This window comes from Streptomyces sp. NPDC031064, assembly GCF_055570965.1.
This window is the reverse complement of sequence record NZ_JBVIGF010000004.1, coordinates 375,235-397,022: the sequence shown is the minus strand read 5'-3', so window position 1 is coordinate 397,022 and position 21,788 is coordinate 375,235. Positions and strand designations below refer to the sequence as shown.

Genomic DNA, 21,788 nt, shown 5'->3' with positions numbered 1-21,788 from the left:
CTCGCGGATCATCACGAGGGCAAGAGGCACCCCATGTCCATGCGCGAGCTGCGGAAAGAGTGCGAAGCCGGACTCGCCGACCTTCCCATCCCGGCCCCCTTCACGATCGAAGGGCTGGTGGCCAACATGGAGGCCGCCCGCGGCCGCAGGATCGTCCTGCGCGAACTGCCCGACCGCCTGGCGCGCGTCAACGCCGCCTGCGGGCTGCGCCTCACCTCCGGCACGACCAGCTTCGTGCTCTACCGCCGGCGCCCCACCGCGTACCAGACGCAGCACGTCATCCTCCACGAGCTGTGCCACGAGTGGTTCGACCACGGCACGACCCTGGACGCCGAGCAACTGCGTCGTCTGCTGCCCGTCTTCGACACCTCGCTGATCTCCCGGGTGCTCGACTCCGGCGCCACCGTCCAGGCCCGTGCCCAGTACGACACGCACGACGAGCGGGTGGCCGAGTTCGGCGCCTCGCTGATACCCCGGATGGCCCGGGACGTGACCAGTGATGACATGGTGGGACGGCTCGCCAACTCCCTGTCCCGGCCCGTCGCCCACCGGCGGCGCGGCTTCTTCCGACGTCATCCCAAGGATTCCTCGTGACCGCGCTCGACCTCGCCGGCTACCTCATAGCCGGCCTGATGACTGCTGTCGCCCTGTGGCGTATGCCGGCCGCCCTGTGGGGCGACGAGGAGGACCGGCGCAGACGGGCCCTGTGGGGCTGTTACGCGGGGTTCGCCGCCGCCCTGTGGACCAAGACCGAGGCCGTCCGCATCGGGCTCAACAACAGCCCCGTCGTCGACCTCGCCGTCCTCATCAAGCACTACACGGCGACCATCGCGATCCTCGCCATCCTCAGCTACATCGTCGCCATCTACGGCCACTACCCGGAGGGCGGCACCGTGCCCCGGCACGTGCGGTTCGCGCGGGTGGTCCAGCAGGTGGCGACCAAGGCGTCGGTCGCGACGCTGATCCTGCTGACCGTGCTGTTCTTCACGGTGGTCGACCGGTCCGTCCCCTCCGACCGGTTCGTCTCCGACCACGCCGGCCAGTGGGGCGCCACGCTCTACATGAGCGTGTTCTACCTGTACTTGGGCGCCGCGTCCGCCGTCTGCGCGTACCAGTGGGCGCTGGCGACCGGCAACGCGCGGCTGCGGCACCTGCGGGTCGGGCTCGGCATGATGACGGCCGCCATGTTCATCGGCGTCGGCTACACCGTCAGCCGGACGCTGTTCATGTGGGTCAGCGTCGTCCACCACCCCAGCCACGGCTTCGCGCAGACCTTCGACAAGGTCACCGAGCTGGCCCAGATCGTGCTGTTCGCGCTGTTCGCGGTGGGCGCGTCCATCCCCGCCTTCAGCAAGGGCTGGCGGCGGGTGAAGCTGTGGCGGGCACAGACGCGACTGCACCCGCTGTGGCGGGAGTTGATGACCGCCTTCCCCGACCAGCCCTTCGAGCCGCCCGCCTCGCTCGCGCGCGAGCTGACCCGCTTCGACACCCCCGCCGACCTGCGCGTCGACCGGTGGGCCGCCGACATCGCCGACGCCGTCGAGAAGCTGCGGCACTACGTGCCGGACGGCCTGGTCGACGCGGCCGCGGCCGCCGCGGGAGGGCCCGGCCCGCTCGCCGACGCGTACTGGATCAAGGCCGCCCTCGCCGCCAAGGCGGGCGGCGCGCCCGCCGGCAAGGCCGCCGCCGTCGAGGCCAAGCACGCCACCGACCAGGACGACGAGGTGGCGTGGCTGGTCCGGGTGGCGGCCGCGTACCGGAACGCCGACGACGACCGGGCGCGGGGGCTGCTCGCGCCCCTGGAGCAGGACGCATGACCACCACGACCGCGACCGCCCGTACCGTCACCGATGTCTTCCAGCCCCGCAACGTCCTGCTGGTCGGCATGCTCGCCATCGGCTGGGCGGCGGCCGGTCACTGGAGCGGCCTGCTGTGGGGGTTCCTCGGCGCGCTGTGCGCGGGGCTGATACCGGCCGGGTACATCGAGTGGGAGCGGGGGCGCGGCACGTGGGGCGACCGGCACGTGGTCGACCGCACGAAGCGGGCGCCGATCTTCTTCGTGATCCTCGGCTCCATCGGTACCGGTTCGGTGGTCATGGTCCTCGGGCACGCCCCGGTGGGGATCCTGCTGGCGATGCTCGCGCTGTGGGTGATGACGGTCGGGCTGCTGGCGGTGAACACGGTCTGGAAGATCTCGGTCGACTCGGCCGTCGCCTCGGCCGTCGTGGCCCTGCTCTCGGTGGTCCACTCGCCCTGGTGGCTGACCGCGTACGCGATGACCGTCGCCGTGTGCTGGTCCCGGGTGGCGCTGCGGTACCACACGGTGGCGCAGACGGTGGCGGGCGCGTCGCTGGGCGCGGCGACCGCGGCGGCGGCCTGGCTGATGTGAGCCGCCCGCGCCGTCGCCCCGGTCAGCCGGCGGCCAGCAGCTCGGCCAGGAAGGCGTCGAGGTCCTCCAGGCGTTCCTGGCCCGCCGGCACCCGCTCGTAGGTGCGGGCGAGGAAGCGCCACAGCGACGGCGCCCACACCGTGAACACCGCTGCGTGCAGCAGCTCGATGCGCAGCTCCTCGCGGGTGCCGTTGCGCACCGGCCACATCCGTACGTCGCCCTCGCCGACCTCGTACGTCATGCCGTCCCGCAGCATGTCGCGGTCCAGGCGCCATTCGGCGTAGACGAACCCGGCGTGGGTGAAGCCGACCGTGACCGCGTACGGGTCGCGGACGTCGTAGGTCAGGTGGGCGAGGACGGGGAGTTCGTGGCCGTCCGGCGAGAGAAGCCGCATGAAGACCTTGTCGCGCAGGACCGCGTTCATGTCGTTCCTCCAGAAGGGTGCGTGACGGAGAGCCCCCTCTCAGGTGCCCCGGGAAACCCGAGTAATGCGGGGCGACTCGTGCGGGCGACTCGTGCGGGCGACCGGGCGACCGGCGGTACTCCGGTCGGCGGCACATCACCCTGCGGGCGGTACGCCCCGTTCATACCGTGGCTGAATGATCGTCAGTTCCTTGGCGGCCGCCGCCGCCCTGCTGCTGGTCCCGCCCGTGCCGGGCGCCCCGGCCGCCGCCCCGCGCCCCGTCGAACCCGTACCGCCGCCGGCCGCCGTGCCCGTCGATCCGGCGGTCCTGCACCGCCCCGGCACGCAGGTGCGGCTCCCGCCCGGGGTCAAGGCACCGCCGAGGCTCTCCGCCCGGTCCTGGCTGATCGCCGACGCCGGTACGGGCGAGGTGCTCGCCGCCCGCAACGCCCACCGGCGCCTGCCCCCGGCCTCCACGCTCAAGGCGCTGTTCGCGCTCACCGCGCTGCCGGGCCTGCCGCCCGACCGGCAGCACACGGTCAGCGAGCACGAGCTGCGGGGCGTCGGGGACGGCAGCAGCCTGGTGGGCGTGCGCGAGGAGGTCACGTACCGCGTCGCCGACCTGTGGCGCGGGGTGTTCCTCAGCTCCGGCAACGACGCCGTCCGGGTCCTCGCCGGCCTCAACGGCGGCTGGACGGAAACGGCCCGGAAGATGCAGGCCACGGCCCGGTCCCTGGGCGCGTACGACACCCGGGTGGTGTCCCCCGACGGGTACGACGCGCCCGGCCAGGTCTCGTCCGCGTACGACCTGGCGGTCTTCGGCCGGGCGGGGCTGCGCAACCCCGACTTCGCCCGCTACGCCGGCACCGCGTACGCCAAGTTCCCGGCCGGGCGCTGGTCGTACGACATCCGCAACACCAACCGGCTGCTCACCGGCGCCGACGGCGTGCGGCGCTACCCGGGCATCCTCGGCGTCAAGAACGGCTACACCACCAACGCCGGCCACACCCTGATCGCCGCCGCCCGCAAGGGCCCCCGCACGCTGGTCGTCTCGGTGATGAACCCGCGCCGGGGCGGTGCGTACGCCGTGTACGAGGAGGCCCGCGACCTGCTGGACTGGGGCTTCGAAGCCGGGGCCAGGGCCCGCCCGGTCGGTTCCCTGCTGCCCCCGCGCGCCACCGCCCCGGTCCGCGCGGCCGCCCCACCGGCCCCGCCCGCCCCGGCCGCCCCACGCGCCGTGCGGTCCGTCCCCCCGACGGCAGCCGTGTCGGTCGCCACGCTCCCCGACGACGACGGCCCGCACCTGTTCCTGCCGCTGACCTTCGTCGGCTCGGCCTGCCTGGCGGCGGCGACGCTGTGGCTGGTGCGGCGGCGCACCGAGCGGTAGTCCCGGTCCGGAACACTGCCTCCATGACTCCCATCCCGGTGATCCTGGACTGCGACCCCGGCCACGACGACGCCTTCAACATCATGCTGGCCGCCGCCCACCCCGCCATCGAGCTGCTCGCGATCACCACCGTCGCCGGCAACGCGTCCGTCGAGAGGACCGCGCTCAACGCCCGGCGGGTGTGCACCGTCGCCGGGATCGGGGGCGTGCCGGTGGCCGCCGGGCTGGGGCGGCCGTTGCACGGGGTGGGGATGGTGGCCGGGAACATCCACGGCGAGTCCGGGCTGGACGGGCCCGGGTTCGGTGAGCCGACCGTGCCGCTCGACCCCCGGGACGCGATCACGCTGCTGCGGGAGACGCTGCTCGCCCACCCCGGGCCCGTGACGCTCGTCCCGACCGGGCCGCTGACCAACATCGCCGCGTTCCTGGTGGCCCACCCGGAGCTGGCCGCCGAGCGGGTGGGGCGGATCGTGCTGATGGGCGGGTCGACCGGGCGGGGCAACCGCACGCCGGCCGCCGAGTTCAACATCGCCGCCGACCCGGAGGCCGCCGACATCGTGTTCTCCAGCGGGCTGGACGTCACGATGATCGGCCTGAACGTCAGCCACCAGGTCCCGGCCGCCCCCGACGTCCTCACCCGCCTGGAGCAGCTCGGCACGCCCCTGTCGCGGCTGTGCGTGGAGCTGCTGACGTACTTCGGCACCACCTACCGCGAGGTGTTCGGCTTCGAGGCCCCGCCCCTGCACGACCCGCTGACCGTGGCCCACCTGATCGACCCGGACCTGATCACGACGGTCCGCGCCCCGGTCGCCGTCGAGCTGACGGGCACTCACACGCGGGGCGCCACCGTCGTCGACCTCGACGGCGTCACGGGCCGCCCGGCCAACGCCCGGGTCGGCACCGCCGTCGACGCCCCCGCCTTCTGGGAGCTGATCATCGACGCCGTACGCGCCCTGGGGTGACCAGGTCGTGTCCGGCGGATCATGCCTGGGCCGCGAGGCCTGGCACGCCCTCCCCCAGAGGGGGCGCCCCCAGCGGCGTTGTCGTCGGTCGCCAATGTCCCCCGTAGCCCTTCGGGCACGGGAGGTGCCCCCACCGCAGTGGCTCCCTCCTCCGCCTTGCATCTGCACGCTCCCCCTCGGCTTCGCCTGGGGGGACCCCCAGACCCTGCTCACCAGCACCACAAGGGCACCGGACTCCGATGACGCCATGATCCGCCGGACACTCCCTAGCGGCGCAGCGCCCACTTCTGTACGGACTCCAGCGGGCCGGTCGGGAAGCGGCGCAGCCACAGCGTGGAGAACACCAGCAGCACCACCGACACCGCCGCCCACAGACCCATCACCCACCACGGCCGCCACGACGCACCCAGCTCGGACGCGAGGCCCAGGCCGATGCCGTACGAGACGAGCATGCACAGCACGTTCTGCAGGACGTACCCGGACAGCGCCATCCGCCCCACGGACGTCAGCCCGTTCATGAACCGCCCCGGCCGCCGCACGCGGTCCACGAGCGCCCCGATCAGCCCGATGTACCCGACCGCCATCAGCGGCGCGGCCCCGTACCGCCCCAACAGGAAGAAGTCCGGACCGGCCACCGCCACCGCCACGTTCAGCGGCACGCCCAGCCCCAGGCCCCACGCCAGCATCCGGGCCCGGATGCGCCGCGCCGCCTCGTCCGCCCCGAAGGCGCCCGCCCGGAAGAGCCGTACACCCAGCAGGAACAGGAACAGCAGCAGGAAGAACGTCAGGACCGGCTCCAGGCGCAGCGCTATCGCGTTCTGGAGCCGGAAGGCGATCTGGTCCGCCCAGCTCCCGTGCGCGTACAGGTCGACGACCTCCCGCGAGACCTCGCCGCCCGCCGAGGGCGCCGACGCCAGGGCCGCCGTCAGCAGCCCCATCACCGTCAGGTGCAGCCCGGCCGCCCACCACATCACGCGCCGCCACGCCCGCTGCGAACGGGTCAGCAGCCAGGCGACGAGCAGCGCCGTCACGGCGTACCCCATCAGCACGTCCCACGCGAAGACCAGCACGAAGTGGACGGTGCCCTCGCCGAACAGGAACAGCGCCCGCCACCTGTACCGCCCCGGCCACGGCTGCCCGCGCCGGGCCGCCGAGCCGTACTGGATCGCCAGTCCGGCACCGAACAGGATGGTCAGCATCGACAGGAACTTCCCGTCCGCCAGCAGCCGGAACGCGCTTTCGGCGGCGTCCGGGAGCGACCCGAACGACATCTCGCCGAGGGTGCCCTGGAGCACGCCCCACTCGGCTCCGGGCCCGGTGAACACCCACACGTTCGTCATGAGCGTCCCGAGGATCGCCACCCCGCGCAGTACGTCGAGGAGGGCGAGGCGTTTCGTCGTTGTCCGTACTGGGGCGCGAAGGGTCTCGGTCATGCCTCCAGCGTCCCGGTGGGCGGCGCCGGAATCGTCGTGACCGCAGACGAATCCGCGCTACATCGAAGGATGTAGCAGGTGCGCGTACGAGCGCGGGTGGGCCGCGAGGTATTCGCGCAGGGTCATCGGGGCGTGGCCGGTCAGGCGCCGGACCGTGTCGGCGACCGTGCCGAGCTCGCCGGTGGCCATCGCCTCGTAGGAGGTGACCCAGCCGGTGACCTCCCAGTGCTCGGCGCCGTACCGGGCGCGGGAGGCATAGGCCTCGGCGCGGGTCTCGGGGGCGTAGGAGACCGGGCGGCCGGTGACGCGGGTCAGTTCCTCCGCCACCTCCGCGAGGGTGAGGGCCTCCTCGCCGGTGACGTCGTAGGTGACGCCGTCGTGTTCGCCGTCGCCCAGCAGGACGGCCGCCGCGACGTCCGCGATGTCCTCGTGGGCGACCGCCGCGACCCGGCCGTCGCCCGCCGGGCCCCGGATGACGCCGTCCGCGCCGGCCATCGCGGGGAACGCGGCGAGGTACCAGCCGTCGCGCAGGAACGTGTGCGGCACGCCCCGCGCCTCGATGTACCGCTCGGTGTGCCAGTGGTCGCGCGCGAAGGTGAACGTCGCCTGGGGCGCGGCGCCCAGGAACGACACGTACACGATCCGCCCGACGCCCGCCGCGAGCGCGGCGTCCACCGCCGTGCGGTGCTCCTGGATCCGGTCGGGGCCCTCGTGCGCGGACACCAGGAACAGCGTGTCGGCGCCGTCCAGGGCGCGGCGCATCGCCTCGCCGTCCCCGTACGGCGCGGGCGCGGCCTTCACCGCGCCCGGCAGGTCCGGCAGCCGGGCCGGGTCGCGGCCGAGCAGCCGGGTCTTCAGGCCCTGGCCGGCGAGGCGGCGGGCGACACGGCCGCCGACGCGGCCGCTCGCCCCGGTCACAGCGATCACGGATGACATACCGGCGAGTGTGTCAGGCGTACACCTCGGTGACCTCCAGCACGCGCGCGATGATCCGCCCGTCCGGCGTACGCTCCGGGTCGGCCAGGTAGGCGCCGTAGGCCTCCTTCGAGGGGAACCTCAGCAGGTGGACCTCCGACAGGCCGTCCGCCGTGCGCAGCCGCCGCTCCAGCCGTCCGCCGTGGCGCGGGAGCAGGGACAGCGCCTTCTCCTCGTACGCCAGGGCCTCCGCCACGGCGTCCGCCGGGTAGTCGAGCATGACCGCGAGCTGGAAGGCCGGGGCGGCCGCCGGGCCGAGCGGCTTGTAGAAGTGGACGTCCACGTTCCCGCCGGGGATGCCCTCGGAGCGGCCCGTCTCGACGTATCCGAGGCGCCGGTAGAAGGGCGGTGCCTGGAACGAGAACGACGACACGATCATGCGGTCGCAGCCACGCCGCCGCGCCTCGTCCTCCGCCGCCCGCATCAGTCGCGTACCGAGCCCGGTGCCGCGCTGGTCGTCGCGGACCCAGAGCATGCTGACGCCCCCGAGGCCGCCCCACGTCCAGCCGGTGAGCCCGCCGATGATCTCGCCCGACTCGTCGTCGGTGGCCCGGACGGACAGCTCGGCCTCGTCGGACGCGCCGGTGGCGGCCTGGTTGAAGGCCGTCAGCTCCTTGTCGAGGCGGGCCGACAGTTCCTTGTCCTCGGCGCCGACCGTGATGGTCACTTGTCCTCCAGCTCGCCCTCGGTCTCCAGGTACACCTGCCGCAGCTCCTCCAGCACGCGCGGGTCGGGCTTCTCCCACATGCCGCGCGACTCGGCCTCCAGCAGCCGTTCGGCGATGCCGTGCAGGGCCCAGGGGTTGGCCTCCTGGAGGAACGCCTTGTTCTCCGGGTCCAGGACGTACGTCTCGGTGAGCTTGTCGTACATCCAGTCGGCGACGACACCGGTCGTGGCGTCGTAGCCGAAGAGGTAGTCCACGGTCGCGGCCAGCTCGAACGCGCCCTTGTAGCCGTGGCGGCGCATCGCCTCGATCCAGCGCGGGTTGACCACACGGGCGCGGAAGACCCGGGAGGTCTCCTCGACGAGGGTGCGGGTGCGGACGGTCTCGGGGCGGGTCGAGTCGCCGATGTACGCCTCGGGGGCCGTGCCCTTCAGCGCGCGGACGGTCGCGACCATGCCGCCGTGGTACTGGAAGTAGTCGTCCGAGTCGGCGATGTCGTGCTCGCGGGTGTCGGTGTTCTTGGCCGCCACCGCGATGCGCTTGTACGCGGTCTCCATCTCGGTGCGGGCGGGCCTGCCTTCGAGGCCGCGCCCGTACGCGTAACCGCCCCACACCGTGTACACCTCGGCGAGGTCGGCGTCGGTGCGCCAGTCGCGCGAGTCGATGAGCTGGAGGATGCCCGCGCCGTACGTCCCCGGCCGGGAGCCGAAGATACGGGTGGTGGCACGGCGTTCGTCGCCGTGCTCGGCGAGGTCGGCCTGCGCGTGGGCGCGTACGTAGTTGTCAGTGCCGGGCTCGTCGAGGGAGGCGGCGAGGCGCACCGCGTCGTCCAGGAGCCCGATGGTGTGCGGGAACGCGTCGCGGAAGAAGCCCGAGATCCGCAGCGTGACGTCGATGCGCGGGCGGCCCAGCTCGGCGAGCGGGATGGGCTCCAGGCCGGTGACGCGGCGTGAGGCGTCGTCCCAGACGGGGCGGATGCCGAGGAGGGCGAGGGCCTCGGCGACGTCGTCGCCGGCGGTGCGCATCGCGCTCGTGCCCCACAGGGACAGGCCGACGGAGGTGGGCCATTCGCCGTTGTCGGTGCGGTACCGCTCCAGGAGGGAGTCGGCGAGCGCCTGGCCGGTCTCCCAGGCGAGCCGGGAGGGGACGGCCTTGGGGTCGACGGAGTAGAAGTTGCGGCCGGTCGGCAGGACGTTGACCAGGCCCCGCAGCGGGGAGCCCGAGGGGCCCGCCGGGACGAAGCCGCCGTCGAGGGCGTGGACGGCGTGGTCCAGCTCGTCGGTGGTGGCGGCGAGGCGCGGGATCACCTGGCGGGCGGCGAAGTCGAGGATCGCGGCCACCTGCTCGCCGTGGCCCTCGGCGACGGCGGGCACGGCGGCCGGGTTCCAGTCGGCGGCCTCCATCGCCTCGACCAGGGCGCGGGCCTTGGCCTCCGCCTCGTCGGCGGTGGTGCGGGTCGCGGCGGACTCGTCCAGGCCGAGGGCCTCGCGGAGGCCGGGCAGGGACTGCGTACCGCCCCAGATCTGCCGGGCGCGCAGGATGGACAGGACCAGGTTGACCCGCTCGGGGCCGGTCGGGGCGCCGCCGAGGACGTGCAGGCCGTCGCGGATCTGGGCGTCCTTGACCTCGCACAGCCAGCCGTCGACGTGCAGCAGGAAGTCGTCGAAGCCGTCGTCGTCCGGGCGGTCCTCCAGCCCCAGGTCGTGGTCGAGCTTGGCGGCCTGGATGAGCGTCCAGATCTGGGCGCGGATGGCGGGCAGCTTGGACGGGTCCATGGAGGAGATCTGCGCGTACTCGTCCAGCAACTGCTCCAGGCGCGTGATGTCGCCGTAGGACTCGGCGCGCGCCATCGGCGGGACGAGGTGGTCGACGAGCGTGGCGTGGACGCGGCGCTTGGCCTGGGTGCCCTCGCCGGGGTCGTTGACCAGGAACGGGTAGATCAGCGGGATGTCGCCGAGGGCCGCGTCGGGGCCGCAGGCGGCGGACAGGCCCGCGTTCTTGCCGGGCAGCCACTCCAGGTTGCCGTGCTTGCCGAGGTGGACCATGGCGTCCGCCCCGAAGCCGCCGTCGGAGGCCGGGGTGGCGATCCAGCGGTAGGCGGCCAGGTAGTGGTGCGAGGGCGGCAGATCGGGGTCGTGGTAGATCGCGATCGGGTTCTCGCCGAAGCCGCGCGGCGGCTGGATGAGGATGAGCAGGTTCCCGCGCCTGAGGGCGGCGAGCACGATGTCGCCCTCCGGGTTGCGGGACCGGTCGAGGAACATCTCGCCGGGCGGCGGGCCCCAGTGCTGCTCGACGTTCTCGCGCAGTTCCTCCGGCAGCGTGGCGTACCAGCGCTTGTAGTCGGCGGCCGGGATGCGGACCGGGTTCTTGGCCAACTGCTCCTCGGTGAGCCAGTCCTGGTCGTGGCCGCCCGCCTCGATGAGGGCGTAGATCAGCTCGTCGCCGTCGCCGGACGCGAGGCCCGGGACCTCCTCGGCGCCGAAGTCGTACCCCTCCTCGCGCAGTCGGCGCAGGAGGGCCACGGCGGAGGCGGGGGTGTCGAGGCCGACGGCGTTGCCGATGCGGGAGTGCTTGGTGGGGTACGCGGACAGGACCAGCGCCAGGCGCTTGTCGGCGTTGGGGATGTGGCGCAGCCGGGCGTGGCGTACGGCGATCCCGGCGACGCGGGCGGCGCGCTCGGTGTCGGCGACGTACGCGGGCAGCCCGTCGGCGTCGATCTCCTTGAAGGAGAACGGGACGGTGATGAGCCGGCCGTCGAACTCGGGGACGGCGACCTGGCTGGCGGCGTCGAGCGGCGAGAGGCCCTCGTCGTTCTCCTCCCAGGCGGCGCGCGAGCCGGTCAGGCACAGCGCCTGGAGGATCGGGACGTCCAGGGCGGCGAGCGCGCCCGCGTCCCAGGACTCGTCGTCCCCGCCCGCCTGGGCCTCGGCGGGCTTGGTGCCGCCGGCGGCGAGGACGGTGGTGATGACGGCGTCGGCCATCCCCAGGCTCTGAAGGAGCTCCGGCTCGGGGGCGCGGAGGGAGGCCACGTACAGGGGCAGCGCCCGACCGCCGGCGTCCTCGATGGCGTCGCACAGGGTGTGGACGAAGGCGGTGTTCCCGCTCATGTGGTGGGCGCGGTAGTAGAGCACGGCGACCGTGGGGCCGGTGATGTTGCGCGCGGTCCGCTCCAGCGGGCCCCAGGTGGGGGCGGCGGCCGGGGGCTCGAAGCCGTGGCCGGTCAGCAGGACGGTGTCGGAGAGGAAACGAGCGAGTTGTTCCAGGTTGTCCGGTCCGCCGTGCGCGAGGTAGGCGTGCGCCTCGGCCGCGATGCCGATCGGGACGGTGGACGTCTCCATGAGCTGGGCGTCGGGGGCCTGTTCGCCGGTGAGGACGACGAGCGGCTTGCCGGTCGCGCGCAGCGCCTCCAGGCCCTCCTCCCAGGCACGGATGCCGCCGAGGAGGCGCACGACGACGAGGTCGGCGCCGTCGAGGAGGCCGGGCAGGTCGTCCACCGGGAGCCGGGCGGGGTTGGCGAACCGGTACGCGACGGGTCCGCCGGAGGCGCGGGCGCTGAGCAGGTCGGTGTCGGAGTGCGACAGCAGCAGGATCGTCGTGGCGGGCGTCGCCTCGGGGCCGGTGGCGGGCGTCGTCGCGTGCGTCATGGCGTGCGCAGGCCTTCCTCGGGGTGTCCGCGCCCCGGGTGGTCGTAGGACGGCGGGAGTTCCTGACTCGTCCGGTTTCCGCCGGACTCACAGTGGCGGGACCGCGCCGGATTCCCACCGGGCTTCCTCCCTAGGGCCCTGGGACCCTGTGCCGTCTGCATAGTAGAGGCTGCGCGTATGCTCGCCGCCATGCCGCCCAGCTCACCAAACCCCCGGGACCGGGGTGAAGCGCACATACGGGACCGTGTCCGGGACCGCGGTGACGCCTGCCCGGGCGCGCTGCGGCTGCACCGCGCCGATGACGGCGCCCTCGCCCGACTCCGCGTACCCACAGGTGTGTTGACGCCTCATCAGGTCGACGTGCTGGCCGACGCCGCCGACCGGCTCGGCGACGGGCACCTCTCCCTCACCTCGCGAGGCAACATCGAGCTGCGCGGGCTGGGCGAGAGCTGCGGGCTGGGCCTCGCCCGGACGCTGCGGGACGCCGGGCTGCTGCCCGCCTCCGAACGGCACGAGCGCGTACGGAACATGGTCGTCTCACCGCTCGCCGGGGCGGACGTCATGGCCTGGGCGGTGGAGCTGGACGAGCTGGTGTGCGGCGAGGACCGGACGGTGGAGCTGTCGGGCCGCTTCCTGTTCGCCGTGGACGACGGGCGGGGCGACGTCGCGGGTCTGGCCGCCGATGTGACGTTGCTCGCAGCGCCGGACGGCGCCGCCCTGCTCCGGGTCGCGGACCGGACATACCGGGTGGCCGGCGCGGACGCGCCCCGCGCCGCGCTCGCGGCGGCCGAGGCGTTCCTGACGGCCGCGCGGGCCGCGGGCACCGGGGCGTGGCGGGTGCGGGAGCTGCCGGCGGGGCAGGACGTGGACGTGACGGGACACCTGAGGCGGGCGGGCATCGCGGCGGAGCCCGCGGAGGACTTCGTGTGCCCGACGAGCGCGCCGCCCCCGCCGGGCGTACTCGACGACGGCACCGTCTGCGTCCTCGCCCGGCTCGGCAGGGTGACGTCGGCGCAGTTCCGCGCGCTGCTGCCGGCCCGGGAGGTACGGGTCACCCCGTGGCGGGGTTTCGTGCTGCCCGGGTACGCCGGCCGGGCGGCGGCCGAGGAGCGGCTGCGCGCCCTGGAGGGGGCCGGGTTCATCACCCGTACCGACTCGCCCTGGATCGGCGTCAGCGCGTGCACCGGGCGCCCCGGCTGCGGCAAGTCCCTGTCCGACGTGCGGGCGGACGCCCGCCCCCGCGAGGGTGCGCTGCCCGTCCACTGGTCGGGGTGCGCCCGCCGCTGCGGCCACCCGCAGGGCGTCACGTGGACCGACATGGTGGCGACGGGCGAGGGCGCGTACCAGATGACCGTACAAGGATCGACGAAATGAGCGAGAGCAGAGTGTTCGACTACGAGAAGGACGGGGCGGAGATCTACCGCCAGTCCTTTGCCACGATCCGCGCCGAGGCGGATCTCGCGGACCTGCCGGCCGACGTCAGCCAGGTCGCCGTGCGGATGATCCACGCCTGCGGCATGGTCGACCTCGTCCGCGACCTGGCGTACACGCCGGGCGTGGTGGCCCGCGCCCGCGAGGCGCTGCGCGCCGGGGCGCCGATCCTGTGCGACGCGCAGATGGTCGCGAGCGGTATTACGCGCAAGCGGCTGCCCGCGGACAACGACGTGGTCTGCACGCTCTCCGACCCGTCCGTCCCGGCGCTCGCCGCCGAGCTGGGCACCACGCGCAGCGCGGCCGCGCTGGAGCTGTGGCGGGACCGGCTCGAAGGGTCGGTCGTCGCGGTGGGCAACGCGCCCACCGCCCTCTTCCGCCTCCTGGAGATGATCGAGGCGGGCGCGCCGCGCCCGGCGGCGGTGATCGGCATACCGGTGGGGTTCATCGGGGCGGCCGAGTCCAAGGACGCGCTGGCGGCGTTCCCGGGCCTGGAGCACCTGGTGGTGCGGGGCCGGCGGGGCGGCAGCGCGATGGCGGCGGCGGCGGTCAACGCGATCGCGCACGAGGCGGAGATCCAGGCATGAGCGGCAAGCTGTACGGCGTCGGGCTCGGCCCCGGCGACCCGAACCTGATGACGGTGGCGGCGGTGAAGGCCATCGCGGCCGCCGACGTCATCGCGTACCACTCGGCCCGGCACGGCCGCTCGATCGCGCGCTCCATCGCGGCCGAGCACATCCGCGAGGACCACATCGAAGAGCGCCTGATGTACCCGCTGACCGTCGAGACGACGGACCACCCCGGCGGGTACCGGGGCGCGCTGAACGACTTCTACGAGGAGGCGTCCGCGCGGCTGGCCGCGCACCTGGACGCCGGCCGCACGGTGGCCGTCCTCGCCGAGGGCGACCCGCTGTTCTACGGCTCCTACCAGCACATGCACAAGCGGCTGGCCCACCGCTACGACACGGAGGTCATCCCCGGCGTCACATCGGTGAGCGCCTCCGCCGCCCGGCTCGGCAAGCCGCTGTGCGAGGCGGAGGAGATCCTGACGATCATCCCCGGCACGCTGCCGGAGGAGGAGCTGACGGCCCGCCTGGCGGCCACGGACTCCGCCGTCGTCATGAAGCTGGGCCGCACCTTCCCGGCGGTGCGCCGCGCCCTGGAGCGGGCCGGCCGGCTGGACGACGCCCACTACGTGGAGCGGGCCACCATGGCCGGCGAACGCACGGGCGCCCTGGCGGACGTCGACCCCGACTCGGTCCCGTACTTCTCCGTGGCGGTGCTCCCCTCCCGCGTCGACTCCGGGCCGGCCGAGCCCGAGCGGGGCGAGGTCGTGGTCGTCGGCACGGGCCCCGCCGGGCCCCTGTGGCTGACGCCCGAGACGCGCGGCGCCCTCGCCTCGGCGACGGACCTGGTGGGCTACACGACCTACCTGGACCGGGTCCCTTCCCGACCCGGCCAGCAGCGGCACGGCTCGGACAACAAGGTCGAGTCCGAGCGCGCCGAGTTCGCCCTGGACCTGGCCCGGCGCGGGCGCCGGGTGGCGGTGGTGTCGGGCGGCGACCCGGGCGTGTTCGCCATGGCCACGGCCGTCCTGGAGGTCGCCTCCCAGGACCCGTACCTGGACGTCCCGGTCCGCGTCCTGCCGGGCGTGACCGCCGCGAACGCCGCCGCCGCGAAGGCGGGCGCCCCGCTGGGCCACGACTACGCGACGATCTCCCTGTCGGACCGCCTCAAGCCCTGGGAGGTCATCGCCGAACGCCTCCGCGCGGCCGCCACGGCCGACCTGGTCCTCGCCCTCTACAACCCGGGTTCCGCCAGCCGCACCTGGCAGGTCGCCAAGGCCCGCGAACTGCTCCTGGAGCACCGCGCCCCGGACACCCCGGTGGTCGTCGCCCGCGACGTGGGCGGCCCGGAGGAGTCCGTCCGCGTCCTGCCCCTCGCGGACCTGGACCCGGCGGAGGTCGACATGCGCACCCTCCTCCTCATCGGCTCCTCCCAGACCCAGGCGGTCCGCCGGGGCGACGGCGACACGGTGGCCTGGACACCCCGGAGGTACCCGGAGGGGTGACCCGGCCTCGGGGGGCCGGCGTCCCGCCCCGACGCCGGCCCCCGTCCCGCGCCCTCGTCAGCGCTGCTGCACGAACGCCCTGCCCTTGTGCCCCGCGTCGGCGGAGCACGACCCCTTCTCCGCGTCCGTCATCTTGCGGGTCTTCACGACGACCGCGTTGCTCTTGCCGTCCGTGCCGTTCTTGGCCGGTCCGGTGATCGTGTCCTGGAAGAACCAGTAGTAGTGACCCCACTTGGGGCTGTCGTAGTGGGTCTGCCAGGTGCCCGAGACCTTCTGCATGACCTGCGCACGGGAGATCCAGCCCACCTCGCCGGGCTTGACCGTCATGTTCAGGGAGCTGCTCTCCGAGTGGGTGCTGGACCAACTGTGGCTGTAACTCGCCGTCACGCTCAGGTCCACTATGCCCGCGATCTTGCCGCCCGCCGTGACCGAGACCCCGAGGGAGTCGGTGGAGCCGACGGTGTCGTCCCAGGTCATGCTCTGCGTGGCGTCCGAGCTGGAGCAGTTGTACAGCGAATCGGAGACCTGCCGGAACGCACCGAGGTACGCCTCCCCGAGCTTCGGCTCGTTGAACGTGCACTTGCCCAGCCCCGAGGCACAGTCCGCCATGAGCTCCGGCTTCGTCGGCTGCTCACCGGCGGACGCGGGAAGCGCGCCCGCCACCGTGATCCCGAAGGCCACGACCGTCATGGCCAGCAAGCGTCCGCCGTACCGCCTGGCGCGGTTCATCGTCATCTTCTCGTACCTCTCACACGTGCATGGGGGGTCGGCGAACGGACGTACTGACGTACGCGTCGTACGCCGCCTGATGTGCGTGTGATGGTGGCAGTGGCCCACCGAACAGACCGTGGTTCCCAGCCGAATTGCTACGACAGGGAACCGACGCCCCCTCAAGGCCCTCCGCAGCCGCCGTCCGCGGCCCCACCTGCCGCTGTTACCGCACCGCGCTCAGGCCCAGGAGCCGGTGGCCGAGCGCTGACGGCAGGTGAGCCGGCCACGGCGGCTCGCCGGGTGAGATCCAGGATCCCTCCATCGGGGAACAGCAGGTGACTGCCGGCCCTGATGGGGGGATTCGTGGTGGAGAGCCGCAGGCGGTTCGTTGGCGGGAGGCGGGTGTCCGATGGGTCGGCGGGCTGCCGGTGAGGAGGTGGCGGTGGCGGGCGGGCTGCCGTTCGCGTTCGGCGTGCGCGGGTTCCGGTGTGTGCTGGACGTGCCCGAGGGGATGCGGCCGTGGCGGGACCGGGTGGCCGGGCGGGACGACGGAGGGGTGCGGGACGGGGACGGGGTGCGGATGTTCCGGTGGAAGGGGCGGCTGTACGACCATCCCGTCGGGCAGATCCAGTACGGGCTGGAGAACCTCGCCGCCTACCGGCGCACCGGGGACGCGTTCTTCCTGGCGCGGGCGCGGGCGCAGGCCGAGCGGGTGGTGGCGCGGCGGCACGAGCGGCGGGGCGCGTGGTTCTTCCCGTACCCGTTCGACTTTACGCACCAGGTGCACACCGGTATCGCCTACGAGGCGCCCTGGTACTCGGGCATGGCCCAGGGCGAGGCGCTGAGCCTGTTCGCCCAACTGGCCCAGGTACCGGCCGTTCCGGCGGCGGACCGGGGGCGGTACCGGGCGGCGGCGGACGGGGCGTTCCGGTCGCTGCTGGCGGGGGACGGGGAGGTGCCCTGGGTGGTGGCGCGGGACACGGCGGGGCACCTGTGGATCCACGAGTACCCGGTCGACGCGCCGGGCACGTCCGACTACACGTACAACGGCTTCATGTTCGCCGCGCTCGGGCTGTGGGACTACTACGTGCTGACCCGCGACCCGCTCGCCGACGACCTCTTCGACGGCTCCCTGACGACGCTGGCCGCGAACTTCACGCAGATGCGCAACCCCGGCTGGCTGTCGCACTACTGCCGTACGCACGCCGTGCCGACCGCGTCGTACCACCCCCTGCACGTCTCGCTGCTGCGCCAGCTCTCCTGGCTGTCCGGCAGCGAGCTGCTCGCCGCGCAGTCGGACCTGCTGATGGACGACTACCCGGAGCCGTCGCTCGGTCGGGACGGCGGCCGGGTCCACCTCGCGGCGGGCAGGCACACGCTGCGGCGCTACGACGACGACGGCACCCTCAGCGGCTCGCGCACCCTGGAGGTGGCGCGCCCCGCCGAGGTCACGGCCTCGCACCGGCTGCGCGTCAAGGGGCGGGAGGTGCACTACCTGCTGACGGAGGGTCCGGGCGACGGGTGGTACGTGGCCGAGCGGTACCCGGCCGCGTACCTGCGGGGCGAGTGGTGCGCGTCCGACTACCGGCCGGCGCGGCGCGCGCGGTTCCCGGCCGGGGTGAGCGTGGTGTGCCGCCGGGGCGGCGAGGAGCGGACGGTGACGTACCCGGAGGACACCCCCGTGCGGTACGACCGCCGCGCACTCGTGGACGGCCGCATGATGCTGCGGGCGGCCGACGGGGACGCCAGGGGGTGGTGGGTGCCGGTCGCTCAGCTCGCGGTGGGCTGAACCCGGCGGAGCACCCAGGCGGCGGCCTCCTCGGGCGTCGCGGCCACCGGGACGCCGTGCGGGGCGGGCGGGCGGCGGACGATCACGACGGGGACGCCCGCCTCGCGGGCGGCACGGAGCTTCGGGGCCGTCGCCGCGCCGCCGCTGTCCTTGGTGACCAGCACGTCGACGGCGTACCGGCGCAGCACCTCCCGCTCGCCGTCCAGGGTGAAGGGGCCCCGGTCGAGGAGGACCTCCATGCGCGGCGGGCAGGGCGGCTCCGGGGCGTCCACCGAGCGGACCAGGAACCAGGCGTCCGTGACGTGGGCGAAGGACGCGAGACCCATCCGGCCCGTGGTGAGGAAGACCCGGCGGCCCAGGGCGCGGGCGGTGTCCGCCGCCTCCGTCAGGGTGTCCACCAGGTGCCAGTCGTCGCCCTCGACCGGGGCCCACCCGGGACGGCGGAGGGCGAGCAGGGGAACATGGGCGTCGGCGGCCGCACCGGCCGCGTTGCAACTGATCGTGTCCGCGAAAGGATGGGTGGCGTCGATGACCGCGTCCACCTGGTGCTCGCGCAGCCAGCGCGCCAGGCCCTCGGCCCCGCCGAACCCCCCGACGCGGACCTCACCCGGGGGCAGCCTCGGGGCGGCGACGCGGCCCGCGAGCGAGGACGTGAGGCGGACGCTCGGGCTGTCGTGGAGCGCCTCCGCGAGGCGGCGGGCCTCGGTCGTTCCTCCGAGGATCAGTACGTGCATCGGGGTCCGTCCATGAGTACGGGTGGCGGGCGCAGCGCCCAACTCAAGCACACCGGTCTCCGGCCCGGCTGGACGACCGGGGCGTGCGCGACGGCGGCGACGACCGCCGCGTACACCGCGCTGCTGACCGGGGACTTCCCCGACCCGGTGACGATCACGCTGCCGAAGGGGCAGACCCCGGCGTTCGCCCTGGCGGCGGAGGAACTGACCGGCGCGTCCGCGATGGCGGGCGTGGTCAAGGACGCCGGCGACGATCCGGACGTGACCCACGGGGCGCTGGTGCGTGCCACGGTCCGGTTGCTGGCGCCGGGGGCCGGGGTGGTCTTCCGGGCCGGCACGGGCGTGGGGACCGTCACCCGGCCCGGCCTGCCGCTGGAGGTGGGCGAGCCCGCCATCAACCCGGTGCCGCGCCGGATGATGCGCGAGCACGTCGCACGGGTGGCGGCCGAGCACGGCGGCACCGGGGACGTCGAGATCACCGTCTCCGTCGACCACGGCGAGGAGATCGCCCGCTCGACGTGGAACCCGCGCCTGGGCATCCTCGGCGGGCTGTCGATCCTGGGGACGACCGGGATCGTCGTGCCCTACTCGTGCTCGGCCTGGATCGACTCCATCCGGCGCGGCGTGGACGTGGCGCGGGCGGCCGGCCGCACCCATGTCGCCGGGTGCACGGGCTCGACGTCGGAGCGGACGGTCACGTCCCTGTACGGGCTGCCCGAGGACGCCCTGCTGGACATGGGCGACTTCGCGGGCGCCGTGCTCAAGTACGTCCGCAGGCACCCCGTCGAACGGCTCACGATCTGCGGCGGGTTCGCCAAGCTGTCCAAGCTCGCGGCCGGGCACCTGGACCTGCATTCGGCCCGCTCCCAGGTCGACAAGGGCTTCCTGGCGGAGCTGGCGCGCGCGGGCGGCGCCGACGAGGAGCTGGCGGCGGAGGTGGCCGGGGCCAACACGGGGCTGGCCGCGCTCCAGTTGTGCGCGGCGGCCGGTGTTCCGCTGGGCGACCTGGTCGCCCGGACGGCCCGCGACCAGGCCCTCGCGGTGCTGCGCGGCGCGCCGGTCACGGTCGACGTGGTGTGCATCGACCGCGCCGGCACCGTGGTGGGTCGCAGCGAGCCCCGGGGCCCTCAGCAGACGTGACGACCCGCAGGGCCCTCAGCAGACGTGACGGTCGCGCTCCGGCGAGTACAGGTGGCTGTCGCGGAACTGGGTGGCCGCCAGGGTGCGGCCCACCAGGATGACCGCCGTGCGGGTGATGCCGGCCTCCTTGGTGGCCGCCGCGATGTCGGCGAGCGTGCCGCGCAGGATGACCTCGTCGGGGCGGCTGGCCATCGCCACGACGGCGGCCGGGCAGTCGGCGCCGTAGTGCGGGGTCAGCTCCGCGACGACCCGGTCGACGTACCGGGCCGCCAGGTGGAGCACCAGCAGGGCGCCGCTGCGGCCCAGGGTCGCCAGGTCCTCGCCCTCGGGCATGGCGGTGGCCTGCTCGGCGATCCGGGTGAGGATCACCGTCTGGCCCACGGTCGGGACGGTCAGCTCCCGCTTGAGCGCGGCGGCGGCCGCGGCGAACGCCGGGACGCCCGGCACGACCTCGTATGGGATGCCCGCCGCGTCCAGCCGACGCATCTGCTCGGCCACCGCGCTGAAGACGGACGGGTCGCCCGAGTGGAGGCGGGCCACGTCGTGGCCCTCCTCGTGGGCGCGGACCAGCTCGGCGGTGATGGCGTCCAGGTCCATGCGGGCGGTGTCGACGAGCCGGGCGTCCGGCGGGCACTCGGCGAGCAGCTCGCGCGGGACGAGGGACCCGGCGTACAGGCACACCCGGCAGGAGGCGAGGGTGCGGGCACCGCGCACGGTGATCAGGTCGGCGGCGCCGGGGCCCGCACCGATGAAGTAGACGGTCATTCTCAGCCTGCCTGGGGTTTCGTTACGGACCATTGCGTGACCGGCATGGCCTGGCGCCAGCCGGTGAAGCCGCCCACGGGGACGGCGTGCGCGACCGCGAGCCGGATCAGCTCGCCGCCGTGGCGCCGGTACCGGTCGGCGAGCAGCGCCTCGGATTCGAGGGTCACGGTGTTGGCGACCAGCCGCCCGCCCGGCCGCAGCGCCGCCCAGCAGGCGTCCAGCAGCCCGGGCGCGGTCAGCCCGCCGCCGATGAACACCGCGTCGGGCGCCTCCAGTCCGGCGAGCCCGGCGGGGGCGGCGGCGGTGACGACCTCCAGGCCGGGTACGCCGAGGGAGGCGGCGTTCCGGGCGATCCGCGCGGCCCGCTCGGGCGAGCGCTCGACGGTGACGGCCCGGCAGGTGCGGTGCGTACGCATCCACTCGATGCCGATCGAGCCGGAGCCGCCGCCGATGTCCCACAGCAGCTCGCCGGGCGCGGGCGCCAGCGCGGCGAGCGTCGCCGCGCGCACGTGCCGCTTGGTGAGCTGGCCGTCGTTCTCGTACGCCCCGTCCGGCAGCCCGGGCACGGCACCGAGACGCAGGGCGTCCGGGTGGCGCACGCACGACACGGCGATGACGTTCAGCGGGTCGCCGGGCGGGTGGGGCCAGTCGTCGGCGGTGCCGGTGACGGCCCGTTCCCGGTCGGACCCGAGCTGTTCCAGGACGGTCAGGCCGCTCGGCCCGAAGCCGCTCTCCCGCAGCAGCCCGGCGACCTCGCCCGGGGTGGCCGCGCCCGCGCTCAGCACCAGCAGCCGTCGCCCGTCGTGCAGGGCGGCCGCGAGGGAGGCGAGGGGGCGCCCGACGAGCGTGACCGTCTCGGTGTCCTCCAGCGGCCAGCCGAGGCGGGCGCACGCGTACGAGACGGAGGACGGGTGCGGCAGGACGCGCAGTCGCTCGGGGCCGACCGTCTCGGCGAGGGCGCGCCCGATCCCGTAGAACATGGGGTCGCCGCTGGCGAGCACGGCGACCCGGCGGCCGTCACGGGTGTGCTCGGCCAGCAGGCCGGGGACGGCGGGGCGCAGCGGGGACGGCCAGGCGACGCGCTCGGCGGCGCATTCGGCGGGCAGCAGGGCGAGCTGCCGGTCACCGCCGATGACGACGTCGGCGGCGCGCAGGGCCGCCCGGGAGGCGTCGGCGAGCCCGGTCCAGCCGTCCGCGCCGACGCCGACGACGGTTACGGGCGGTCGGGTGTCGGATACGGGGCCGGGGCTGCTCACGGGCTGGAACCCTACCCGCCGGTCAGGGAGCCCT

The 21,788-nt window shown here is 74.2% G+C and carries 19 protein-coding genes and 1 riboswitch; of the genes, 10 read left to right on the top strand and 9 right to left on the bottom strand.

Features of this window, described 5'->3' with window-relative positions; all coding sequences use genetic code 11:
* The first annotated feature begins 33 nt into the window (after nt 1–33).
* Genes ACZ46W_RS17140 through ACZ46W_RS17130 form a run of 3 tightly spaced genes read left to right on the top strand, consistent with a single transcriptional unit; the run spans nt 34 to nt 2,389 of the window.
* Nucleotides 34–594 (top strand): toxin, encoded by a 561-nt coding sequence (locus ACZ46W_RS17140; RefSeq protein WP_468337981.1) that lies wholly within the window; start codon nt 34–36, stop codon nt 592–594.
* On the top strand, nt 591–1,817 hold the full coding sequence (locus ACZ46W_RS17135; protein ID WP_468337978.1) for an MAB_1171c family putative transporter: 1,227 nt from the start codon (nt 591–593) through the stop codon (nt 1,815–1,817). The genes ACZ46W_RS17140 and ACZ46W_RS17135 overlap by 4 nt, the downstream gene beginning before the upstream one ends.
* Entirely contained in the window at nt 1,814–2,389 is a 576-nt protein-coding gene (locus ACZ46W_RS17130) for a hypothetical protein (RefSeq protein WP_468337975.1), read from the top strand. Before ACZ46W_RS17135 ends, ACZ46W_RS17130 begins: the two co-directional genes overlap by 4 nt.
* A gap of 22 nt (nt 2,390–2,411) precedes the next feature.
* On the opposite strand, the gene ACZ46W_RS17125 is transcribed toward ACZ46W_RS17130, so the two are convergent.
* Nucleotides 2,412–2,813, bottom strand: coding sequence for an SsgA family sporulation/cell division regulator (locus tag ACZ46W_RS17125; protein WP_468337972.1), 402 nt, complete (start codon nt 2,811–2,813; stop codon nt 2,412–2,414).
* A gap of 175 nt (nt 2,814–2,988) precedes the next feature.
* Here ACZ46W_RS17125 and ACZ46W_RS17120 point away from each other — a divergent pair, with 175 nt between their 5' ends.
* A complete protein-coding gene (locus tag ACZ46W_RS17120) occupies nt 2,989–4,179 on the top strand; it encodes a D-alanyl-D-alanine carboxypeptidase family protein (protein ID WP_468337969.1) in 1,191 nt (396 codons plus the stop codon).
* A gap of 23 nt (nt 4,180–4,202) precedes the next feature.
* Entirely contained in the window at nt 4,203–5,141 is a 939-nt protein-coding gene (locus ACZ46W_RS17115; protein WP_468337966.1) for a nucleoside hydrolase, read from the top strand.
* A 266-nt stretch (nt 5,142–5,407) separates the two neighbouring features.
* Here the strand turns inward: ACZ46W_RS17115 and ACZ46W_RS17110 are convergent, their stop codons facing one another.
* The 4 genes from ACZ46W_RS17110 to cobN are packed head-to-tail and all read right to left on the bottom strand — an operon-like array spanning nt 5,408 to nt 11,857.
* Nucleotides 5,408–6,574: a DUF418 domain-containing protein gene (locus ACZ46W_RS17110; protein WP_468337963.1), complete on the bottom strand. Its 1,167-nt coding sequence runs from the start codon at nt 6,572–6,574 to the stop codon at nt 5,408–5,410.
* A 57-nt stretch (nt 6,575–6,631) separates the two neighbouring features.
* Nucleotides 6,632–7,510 carry an SDR family oxidoreductase gene (locus ACZ46W_RS17105; protein ID WP_468337960.1) on the bottom strand — a complete coding sequence of 293 codons (879 nt, stop codon included), beginning with the start codon at nt 7,508–7,510 and terminating at the stop codon, nt 6,632–6,634.
* A gap of 13 nt (nt 7,511–7,523) precedes the next feature.
* Nucleotides 7,524–8,216 (bottom strand): GNAT family N-acetyltransferase, encoded by a 693-nt coding sequence (locus ACZ46W_RS17100; RefSeq protein WP_468337956.1) that lies wholly within the window; start codon nt 8,214–8,216, stop codon nt 7,524–7,526.
* Nucleotides 8,213–11,857 carry a cobaltochelatase subunit CobN gene (cobN, locus tag ACZ46W_RS17095; protein ID WP_468337953.1) on the bottom strand — a complete coding sequence of 1,215 codons (3,645 nt, stop codon included), beginning with the start codon at nt 11,855–11,857 and terminating at the stop codon, nt 8,213–8,215. Before cobN ends, ACZ46W_RS17100 begins: the two co-directional genes overlap by 4 nt.
* A gap of 36 nt (nt 11,858–11,893) precedes the next feature.
* Nucleotides 11,894–12,023, bottom strand: a riboswitch (cobalamin riboswitch).
* Between the two features lie 11 nt (nt 12,024–12,034).
* Here cobN and ACZ46W_RS17090 point away from each other — a divergent pair.
* The 3 genes from ACZ46W_RS17090 to ACZ46W_RS17080 are packed head-to-tail and all read left to right on the top strand — an operon-like array spanning nt 12,035 to nt 15,359.
* The gene (locus ACZ46W_RS17090) at nt 12,035–13,231 is read left to right on the top strand and encodes a cobalamin biosynthesis protein CobG (protein ID WP_468337950.1); all 1,197 of its coding nucleotides are present in this window, start codon (nt 12,035–12,037) and stop codon (nt 13,229–13,231) included.
* Entirely contained in the window at nt 13,228–13,875 is a 648-nt protein-coding gene (locus tag ACZ46W_RS17085) for a precorrin-8X methylmutase (protein WP_468337948.1), read from the top strand. Before ACZ46W_RS17090 ends, ACZ46W_RS17085 begins: the two co-directional genes overlap by 4 nt.
* Complete coding sequence (locus ACZ46W_RS17080) at nt 13,872–15,359, top strand: precorrin-2 C(20)-methyltransferase (protein ID WP_468337946.1); 1,488 nt, start codon at nt 13,872–13,874, stop codon at nt 15,357–15,359. The genes ACZ46W_RS17085 and ACZ46W_RS17080 overlap by 4 nt, the downstream gene beginning before the upstream one ends.
* 57 nt (nt 15,360–15,416) lie before the next feature.
* Here ACZ46W_RS17080 and ACZ46W_RS17075 read toward each other — a convergent pair whose 3' ends face one another.
* Nucleotides 15,417–16,094: a hypothetical protein gene (locus ACZ46W_RS17075; protein ID WP_468337943.1), complete on the bottom strand. Its 678-nt coding sequence runs from the start codon at nt 16,092–16,094 to the stop codon at nt 15,417–15,419.
* A 385-nt stretch (nt 16,095–16,479) separates the two neighbouring features.
* Between ACZ46W_RS17075 and ACZ46W_RS17070 the strand changes: the two genes are divergently transcribed.
* Nucleotides 16,480–17,859, top strand: a complete 1,380-nt coding sequence (locus tag ACZ46W_RS17070; RefSeq protein WP_468337940.1) for a D-glucuronyl C5-epimerase family protein — start codon at nt 16,480–16,482, stop codon at nt 17,857–17,859.
* Here the strand turns inward: ACZ46W_RS17070 and ACZ46W_RS17065 are convergent.
* Complete coding sequence (locus ACZ46W_RS17065; RefSeq protein ID WP_468337937.1) at nt 17,841–18,593, bottom strand: cobalt-precorrin-6A reductase; 753 nt, start codon at nt 18,591–18,593, stop codon at nt 17,841–17,843. The genes ACZ46W_RS17070 and ACZ46W_RS17065 overlap by 19 nt on opposite strands.
* 12 nt (nt 18,594–18,605) lie before the next feature.
* Here ACZ46W_RS17065 and ACZ46W_RS17060 point away from each other — a divergent pair, with 12 nt between their 5' ends.
* Nucleotides 18,606–19,733: a cobalt-precorrin-5B (C(1))-methyltransferase gene (locus tag ACZ46W_RS17060; RefSeq protein ID WP_468337934.1), complete on the top strand. Its 1,128-nt coding sequence runs from the start codon at nt 18,606–18,608 to the stop codon at nt 19,731–19,733.
* A 15-nt stretch (nt 19,734–19,748) separates the two neighbouring features.
* Here the strand turns inward: ACZ46W_RS17060 and cobM are convergent, their stop codons facing one another.
* Nucleotides 19,749–20,498: a precorrin-4 C(11)-methyltransferase gene (gene cobM, locus ACZ46W_RS17055; RefSeq protein ID WP_468337931.1), complete on the bottom strand. Its 750-nt coding sequence runs from the start codon at nt 20,496–20,498 to the stop codon at nt 19,749–19,751.
* A gap of 2 nt (nt 20,499–20,500) precedes the next feature.
* Nucleotides 20,501–21,754, bottom strand: coding sequence for a precorrin-6y C5,15-methyltransferase (decarboxylating) subunit CbiE (gene cbiE, locus ACZ46W_RS17050; RefSeq protein ID WP_468337928.1), 1,254 nt, complete (start codon nt 21,752–21,754; stop codon nt 20,501–20,503).
* Nucleotides 21,755–21,788: the final 34 nt, after the last annotated feature.